Origin of the sequence: Pseudomonas sp. Sample_24 (assembly GCF_004307605.1) — a bacterium.
Lineage (GTDB): Bacteria > Pseudomonadota > Gammaproteobacteria > Pseudomonadales > Pseudomonadaceae > Aquipseudomonas.
In genome coordinates, this window is sequence record NZ_RCNW01000062.1 from 1 (window position 1) to 5,941 (window position 5,941).

The window sequence follows — 5,941 nt, forward strand, 5'->3', positions numbered from 1 at the left end:
ACGGTGGCTGGTTGGTGACTTCGTGGGTTTCGGCGAACTGATGCAGGTTCATGACAGGGCTCTTTTGGTCAGCCAAGGGATTTCAGTTAAGCACCGCCCCCCGGCTGAAAAAAGTGTCATATCTGCCTAACTGTCGGCGCTTTCGCCCTGTTGCGAACAGAGCACCCGGCGGTAGAGCGCCACCTGCAAGTCTTCGAATTTCACCGGTTTGCTCAGGTAATCAATCAACGCACCGGTCGGGCAACGCTCGCGATCCACTCCTTGGGCAATCAGGAAAACCGGCAACTGCGAGCAACCCGGCAAAGCGCGGATCTGGCAGCAGACAGATACGCCGTCCATCGGCTGCAACTCATGATCGAGCAACACGGCATCAACGGTTTCTCGTTGCAGAAAATCCAGCGCGGAGCTGCCGCTGTCTGCGGTGCGCACCCGAAATCCGAGCTTGAGCAACATGCCACGCATCACCAGTTGATTGACGTTGTTGTGATCGACCAACAGCACCGTGCAGTCCTGCGGCAGCCGCAGACGCGCAAGATCCGGGGCCTTGGCAGGTGTTGAAGGACGCTCTGTCGCCGGCACTTCGAACTCGACATCGAGCTGGAAGCGACTGCCACGCCCCGGCTCCGAACGGTGAGTCAGTCGACCGCCAAGCAATTCGACCAGTTGCCGACAGATCGCCAGGCCGACCCCGAGACCACCGTATTCACGGGTCATCGATCCGTCGAGCTGGAAAAAACGCTGGTACATCGTCGCCTCACCCAGATCGGTGAAACCGATACCGGTGTCGATCACCGCAAACGACAACGCCAACCGTTCGGGCTTGACCGTCTTCCCGGATACCCGCAATGCCAGCCCGCCCACCCGGGTGAACTTGATGGCGTTATCCAGCAGGCATTCCAGGCATTGCGCCAGCTTGGCGCTGTCACCGTGCAAACGATCAGGCACACCGGGCGCCACATCGACCTTGAAGTCCAGCGACTTGCTCGACGCATTGCCCTCGAACTGCACACGCAACGCCTCGACCACGCCGCGCAAACTGAAGGTCGACGGCGTCGCCTTGAGCTTGCCGGCCTGCAACTCGGTCAGGGTCAGGATGCCGTTGACCATGCGCATCATTTCGCGCGCCGACCCGGAAGCGGTTTGCTGATACTGCTCCAGCTCCGGGTCCATCTCGACGGTTTGCATCAACTCCAGCGAACCGATCACGCCATTCATCGGCGTGCGCAACTCGTGGGTCAAGGTCGCGAGGAATTCGTCCTTGAGCTTGTTGCTGTGAGCCAATTGCTGGTTGAGCACTTCAAGCTTTTGCCCCGCGTCTAACAGGGTTTGCGCCTGCTGTTCGCGCATGGCGTTGATACGGTCTGCCAGGGCCAGGGACAAAAGCGCCACCTCGATGGCAGAGCCGATCTGGCTGGAATACATGGTCAGGAACACGTTCGGCAGATACCCCAGCACCATCATCGTATTGACGATACCGCCGAGCAAAAATGCCGACCAGGCAATGATGAAGTACCGCGCCACCCGCAACCCGCGCAGCCAGGCAAATATTCCTGCGGCGAAGATGACGACGGTGAAGGTCAATGCCAGCGCTGTGGCCAGACGCAGGGCCAGGGCGTAACTGGTCATCAGCGACAACCCGACCACCAGCGCACTGAACGCCACCAACGCCAGCAGCATGCGGTCAAGCCAGCGGCTGTGGGTGGCTGTCTGCAGGAAACTGCGCGCGAATTGACTGCCGAACAACCCCGCGCAGCCAATGAAAAACGGCGTCGCGGCATTCGCCCACCAGGGATTGTCTGGCCAGAAATACTGCACAGCCGCGCCATTCACCGACAACTGATAGAGGCCGAACGAAGCGATATAGAAGATGTAGTAGAGGTAACTGGTGTCACGCACGCTGAGGTAAATGAACAGGTTGTAGACCAGCATGCCCAGCAACACGCCGTAAATCAGCCCCAGCACATAAAGTCGCACAGGCTGCTCTTCGAGGTAGGCGGTGCTCGACCACAACGTGACCGGCGCCTGGATCGAACCCTGGCTTTGCAGGCGCAGGTAAACGGTTTGCGTCTGGCCGGGAGTGAAGTCCAGGTTGAACAGGTAGTTGTTCTGGCGAACCTCACGAGTGGAGAACGGCAAGGCATCGCCCGTCTGCCTGACCAACTGATAGTCGCCGGCAGCATCGGGCAAATACAGATCGAGGTGATCGAGGGGGGGATAGGCCAGTTCCAGCAGCCAGGTACGTTGCGCCGACGGGTTGCTCGGACGGTATTGCAGGTCGATCTTCAGCCAGAACACCGAGCGCGAATAACCGGCATTGAGCGTAGTTTTGTCATGAGGCTGGAAGTGGCCGGCCGCCGCTTGCGCGCGCACCTGGGCAATGCTCGCCTGACCGTCCGCGTCTTCAAACACTTGCAGGGATTGGCCCAGGGGAAGGCTTTGAGTGAACTCATCGAATTCGACGGCGTTCGCCAAAATGGGCAAACACAACAGCAACATCAGCAAATAGCGCATTTATGCCCCAGCGTGGCCTGTCCGGTTCTGTCAGGAAGCCCCCCATTCCTTTTGAGTAGACGTAAAACCGGTGTTGCCTGTTATTTGTTTGGATCCACTCTAGCATAGCCGCTGATGGCCTTTGAGCACTACAGAAATATTTCCTGCAAAGGCTCTAGAACGGGCGTTCCAGCGAAGATTATTGAGATAGAGCTGTTGACTTGGTCAGATACCTATTTGTGACGAGGGAGCTTGCTCCCGCTGGGCTGCGAAGCAGCCCTGAAATATTCTGCCAGCGACACCCTATCGCACAACACTACGACGGCTGCGCAGCCGAGCGAGAGCAAGCGCTCTCGGCAGATTATGTCGCCACACCCGAAAAAAGATGTTTGGTGGTAAGCTCGCGCACCATGAATATCTACAGCTCTCGCCCCGTTGTCCTCTGTCTCTCCGGCCACGACCCAAGTGGTGGCGCCGGCTTGCAGGCAGATATCGAAGCCCTGCTCGCTCAGGGTTGCCATACGGCTCCGGCCGTCACCGCCCTGACCGTGCAAGACACCGTCAATGTCACTGATTTCCGCGTCCTCGACCGTGAGTGGGTATTGGCCCAGGCCAATGCCGTGCTCAACGACTCCGAAGTGGCGGCCGTCAAACTGGGCATGCTCGGTTCCCTGGAAATGGTCGACACCGTGGTCGAACTGCTTTCAGCGCACCCGCACCTGCCAGTGGTCTGCGACCCGGTGTTGCGCGCCGGCGGCGGCGGACGACTGGGCAAGGATGAAGTCGGCTACGCCATGCGCGAACGCCTGCTGCCGCTGTCGATCATCGCCACCCCTAACCTTCCCGAAGCCCGCATCCTCGCCGAACTGCCTGAAGGCACCGCGGACCAGTGCGCTGAGAAATTGCTGCCGTTCGTCAAACACCTGCTGATCACCGGCGGTCATGGCGACGAAACTGAAATCCACAATCGCCTGTACACCCGCGACGGTCTGCGCGAAACCTACACCTGCCAGCGTCTGCCGGGCAGTTATCACGGTTCCGGCTGCACCCTGGCCAGCGCCCTTGCCGGTCGTCTGGCGCAGGGCGAAAACCTCGCGAGTGCCGTACAGACCGCGCTTAACTACACATGGCGCACCCTGCGTGATGCCGAGCAGTTGGGCAAAGGACAGTTTGTGCCGCGTCGCTTGCCACTGGATTTTTGTTCGTAACTTTCAATGAGTACTGCGCTGAGGCTTGCCTGATGAAACTACGTGGCCTGTACGCCATTACCGACAGCGATCTTCTGCGCGGTAAATTGCTTGAGTACGTGGAGGCGGCGCTGGAAGGCGGCGTCACCTTGCTGCAGTACCGCGACAAGAGTAACGACGAGGCCCGCCGCCTGCGCGAGGCTGAAGCCTTGCGCAGGCTGTGCGAACGCTACAAGACCCGGCTGATCATCAATGACGATGCCGAACTGGCCGCTCGCCTGAACGTCGGCGTGCATCTGGGCCAGACCGATGGCCCGTTGTCGCCGACCCGCGCATTGCTCGGCTCCAAAGCGATCATCGGCTCGACCTGTCACGCGCAAATCGAACTGGCCGAGCAAGCCACTAAAGAGGGCGCCAGTTACGTCGCCTTCGGCCGCTTCTTCAACTCCAACACCAAACCCGGCGCACCAACCTGCAGCCTCGAGCTGCTCGACCAGGCCCGCAAGCAACTGCATCTGCCGATCTGCGCGATCGGCGGGATCACCCTGGAAAACGCTGCTCCGCTGGTGGCCCACGGGGCTGATCTGCTGGCCGTAGTGCATGGCCTGTTCGGCGCGGCAAGCACGGCTGAAGTGACTCGCCGCGCCCGCGCATTCAATGAATTACTGAAAATCTGATTTGAGAGTCCACACATGTCTCGTTCCGAAACCCTGTTTGCCAATGCCCAGAAACACATTCCCGGTGGCGTGAACTCGCCGGTTCGCGCGTTCAAGAGCGTCGGCGGCACGCCGCTGTTCTTCAAACACGCCGAAGGTGCCTACGTCACGGATGAAGACGACAAGCGTTATGTCGATTACGTTGGTTCCTGGGGGCCGATGATTCTCGGCCACAGCCACCCGGACGTGCTCGACGCAGTGCGCAAGCAACTGGAGCACGGCTTGTCCTATGGCGCGCCGACCGAGATGGAAACCCAGATGGCTGATCTGGTCTGCTCCCTTGTGCCGTCGATGGAAATGGTGCGCATGGTCAGCTCCGGCACCGAAGCGACCATGAGTGCGATTCGTCTGGCCCGTGGTTTTACCGGTCGTGACAGCATCATCAAATTCGAAGGCTGCTACCACGGCCACTCCGACAGCCTGCTGGTCAAGGCCGGTTCCGGCGCATTGACTCAAGGCGTGCCGAGCTCGGCCGGTGTGCCGGCAGCGTTCGCCAAACACACCCTGACCCTGCCGTTCAACGACATCGATGCCGTTGAGGCCATGCTCGCCGAAGTCGGCCAGGACGTGGCGTGCATCATCGTCGAGCCTGTGGCCGGCAACATGAACTGCGTGCCTCCGGCTCCGGGCTTCCTCGAAGGCCTGCGCAGCCTGTGCGACAAGCACGGCGTAGTGCTGATCTTCGACGAAGTGATGACCGGTTTCCGCGTCGCCCTCGGGGGTGCCCAGGCTTACTACGGCGTGACGCCGGACCTGACCACCTTCGGCAAGATCATCGGTGGCGGCATGCCCGTGGGGTGCTTTGGCGGCAAGCGCGAAATCATGTCGCGCATTGCTCCGCTCGGCCCGGTTTACCAGGCAGGCACGCTGTCGGGTAACCCGCTGGCGATGGCAGCAGGTCTGACGACCCTGCGCCTGATCAGCCGCCCGGGCTTCCACGCCGAGCTGACCGATTACACCACGCGCCTGCTCGATGGCCTGCAAGTGCGCGCCGATGGCGCGGGGATTCCGTTCGTGACCACCCAGGCCGGTGGCATGTTCGGTCTGTACTTCAGCGGCGCCGACGACATCGTGACCTTCGATGACGTGATGGCCAGCGACGCCGCCCTGTTCGGCCGCTTCTTCCATCTGATGCTCGAAGGTGGCGTGTACCTGGCGCCGAGCGCCTTCGAAGCAGGCTTCACCTCGATCGCCCACGGCGAAACCGAATTGAAGCTGACACTGGATGCCGCCGAGCGCGCATTTGCTGCGTTGAAGTAACATTGTCGTACTGACGCCGGCCAATGCCGGCGTCAGCTTTCACCTGCACTCCTGCCCTTTTGCCTGCTCATCTGCTAATAATCCCCCGCAAGTGGGCGATATATTCCCCGCGCAGCAGAAAAACGAGTAAAGACTTTGTAAGGTTGGCCCTGCTTATTTCATAATGCGCGCTTATTGGATCCCCTCGATGGGTCCGCGCGCCCTTCAGAGGTAAGTCGATTCCCATGAACCGCACCGGCCGCACCCTTGCATTGGGCTGCCTGTTGCTCCTTCAGCCCCTGCTCGCGC

The 5,941-nt window shown here is 60.4% G+C and carries 4 protein-coding genes; 3 read left to right on the top strand and 1 reads right to left on the bottom strand.

Going from position 1 to position 5,941, the window contains the following annotated elements:
• Window positions 1-126: 126 nt before the first annotated feature.
• Window positions 127-2,511 (bottom strand): hybrid sensor histidine kinase/response regulator, encoded by a 2,385-nt coding sequence (locus D8V06_RS02795; RefSeq protein ID WP_130905822.1) that lies wholly within the window; start codon window positions 2,509-2,511, stop codon window positions 127-129.
• 389 nt (window positions 2,512-2,900) lie between these two features.
• On the opposite strand from D8V06_RS02795, the gene D8V06_RS02800 reads away from it, so the two are divergent.
• Genes D8V06_RS02800 through hemL form a run of 3 tightly spaced genes read left to right on the top strand, consistent with a single transcriptional unit; the run spans window position 2,901 to window position 5,653 of the window.
• Window positions 2,901-3,698, top strand: a complete 798-nt coding sequence (locus D8V06_RS02800; protein WP_130930398.1) for a hydroxymethylpyrimidine/phosphomethylpyrimidine kinase — start codon at window positions 2,901-2,903, stop codon at window positions 3,696-3,698.
• A 32-nt stretch (window positions 3,699-3,730) separates the two neighbouring features.
• Window positions 3,731-4,354: a thiamine phosphate synthase gene (gene thiE / locus D8V06_RS02805; RefSeq protein ID WP_130930399.1), complete on the top strand. Its 624-nt coding sequence runs from the start codon at window positions 3,731-3,733 to the stop codon at window positions 4,352-4,354.
• A gap of 15 nt (window positions 4,355-4,369) precedes the next feature.
• Window positions 4,370-5,653 (top strand): glutamate-1-semialdehyde 2,1-aminomutase, encoded by a 1,284-nt coding sequence (gene hemL / locus D8V06_RS02810; RefSeq protein ID WP_130930400.1) that lies wholly within the window; start codon window positions 4,370-4,372, stop codon window positions 5,651-5,653.
• Window positions 5,654-5,941: the final 288 nt, after the last annotated feature.

Bases quoted from the DNA above. Each gene is read 5' to 3' on its own strand.
- D8V06_RS02795 (WP_130905822.1), bottom strand. From the start codon at position 2,511: ATGCGCTATTTGCTGATGTTGCTGTTGTGTTTGCCCATTTTGGCGAAC.
- D8V06_RS02800 (WP_130930398.1), top strand. From the start codon at position 2,901: ATGAATATCTACAGCTCTCGCCCCGTTGTCCTCTGTCTCTCCGGCCAC.
- thiE (WP_130930399.1), top strand. From the start codon at position 3,731: ATGAAACTACGTGGCCTGTACGCCATTACCGACAGCGATCTTCTGCGC.
- hemL (WP_130930400.1), top strand. From the start codon at position 4,370: ATGTCTCGTTCCGAAACCCTGTTTGCCAATGCCCAGAAACACATTCCC.